The sequence below is a fragment of the Allobosea sp. CER48 genome (assembly GCF_044752385.1).
Lineage (GTDB): Bacteria > Pseudomonadota > Alphaproteobacteria > Rhizobiales > Beijerinckiaceae > Allobosea.
The window spans coordinates 1-1,075 of sequence record NZ_JBIWYK010000735.1; the positions used below are offsets into that span (position 1 = coordinate 1).

Annotated in this window: 2 protein-coding genes; both read left to right on the forward strand. The window is 70.6% G+C overall.

Going from position 1 to position 1,075, the window contains the following annotated elements; all coding sequences use genetic code 11:
* Positions 1-751 (forward strand): efflux RND transporter periplasmic adaptor subunit (locus tag ACIPIA_RS16880; RefSeq protein ID WP_400511147.1); only part of this gene is annotated, 751 nt, incomplete at its 5' end.
* A gap of 119 nt (positions 752-870) precedes the next feature.
* The coding region (locus ACIPIA_RS16885; protein WP_400511149.1) for a hypothetical protein at positions 871-1,075 on the forward strand (205 nt) is incomplete at its 3' end.

Genomic DNA, 1,075 nt, shown 5'->3' on the forward strand with positions numbered 1-1,075 from the left:
GCCCGCCCTCGTCACCCGGGTTGCGGTCGTGCAGGGCCAGGATGTCACGCCCGGGCAGGAGCTGATCAGCTTGCGCTCGCCGGCACTCGACGAAGCCCTCAGGGAAACCCGCATCCAGCTCCAGCTGAACGGGATGAGGCTCGCGCGGCGGGCCGGCGACGAGCTCGACCGCGAAGAGACCATCGTGCTGGAGAACGAGCGTACCGCCTTGCAGGGGCGGCTCGAGGGGCTGGTGCGCGAGGCCGAGCAGCTCACGGTCACGGCTCCGATGGCCGGACATGTGCTGGAGCTCGGCACCGGCCTGCACCCCGGCCGCTGGGTCAACCCGCGCGAGCAACTGGCCCTCGTCGGCAGGCCGGAGCAACTGGCGGCGCGAGGTTATGTCGCCGAGAAGGATCTCTGGCGTGTCCAGGCGCATGCAGACGCCACCTTCATCCCGGAGATGCCGACGCGGCCGGCGGTCTCGCTGCAGCTCGACGCCGTCTCGCTGGCCGGCGTCGCGACGCTCGACCTGTCGGAACTGGCCTCGACCCATGGCGGACGCGTCGCGGCGGTCGAGGACCAGCAGCGCCGCCTGGTGCCGAAGGCCGGCGCGTTCCTGGCCGTCTTCAAGGCAGCGGCAAGCGAGACCGACCCGGCCCCGGAGCGGGCGGTGCGGGGGCTAATTCATCTGCGTGGCGAGGCCGAGAGCATTGCCGCAGGGGCCTGGCGGCAGGTGCTCAAGGTGCTGGTCAGGGAGAGCGGCGCCTGAGCCGCGGGAACGAGGATGTTCGGGGAGCCCGCGGCGGCTTCCTGGCGAAAGCCGAAGCGATGACCTGAGCGCGGAGATCGCGACGCAAGTTTTCAGATCCTGAAAGGGATGAGAAGCCCATGTCGAAAGAGCTGCCCAAGCGCTGGCGCAAGCGGAAGATGGCCGAGGCCGAGACGAAGGCCGGTTCGGCGCGGCTCGGTCTCAAGGCCTCCGTATCCTACCTGCTGCTCGAGCAGCGGATGGTCTTCGACGGCGCAGCGGTCGATACCGCCGCCCATGTTGCCGCCGCCGACCCGGCCGTGCCGGCAGCCCTGCCCGGCGAGT